This window comes from Collinsella aerofaciens (genome assembly GCF_001404695.1).
Classification (GTDB): Bacteria; Actinomycetota; Coriobacteriia; order Coriobacteriales; family Coriobacteriaceae; genus Collinsella; species Collinsella aerofaciens_E.
Genome location: NZ_CZAQ01000074.1, coordinates 1 through 444 on the forward strand (window position 1 = coordinate 1; position 444 = coordinate 444).

Genomic DNA, 444 nt, shown 5'->3' on the forward strand with positions numbered 1-444 from the left:
GTCTCGGGGCGCGGCGTGGTCTCGCGCAAGCGTGCGGCTGAGGCCCTTCGCGACCGCATCGGCGCGGGCGCGGTCGTCGCCACGGACAAGGCGACCGCATACATCGACGTGCTGCGCGACCTGAAGGTCGCCTCGCATGAGTCCTATGACTCCAAGGACCGCTCGGGGGGCACCATCAACCGCATCAATACCGTCCATTCGCTCCTCGAATCGTTCATGGCGCGCTTCAAGGGCGTGTCCACCAAGCACCTCGCCGCCTACCTCGACTGGTTCCGCTGGTGCCGCACCTTCATGGCGGCCGACTCCCGCACCGCGGAGTCCACGGTCGCCCGTCAGCTCGCCAACGGCACCTGCTCGACCCGCATCCGCGACATGTTCAACGTCCGGCCGCCGTACATGGACTACTGGGGCACGCGGGCGGCATAGTCCGATAGAATGGCGGCG

The 444-nt window shown here is 67.8% G+C and carries 1 protein-coding gene; it reads left to right on the forward strand.

The genetic code is table 11. The features are described 5' to 3' along the window. The coding region (locus tag AQ996_RS09520) for a transposase (RefSeq protein ID WP_148315945.1) at nucleotides 1–426 on the forward strand (426 nt) is incomplete at its 5' end. Nucleotides 427–444 lie beyond the last annotated feature (18 nt).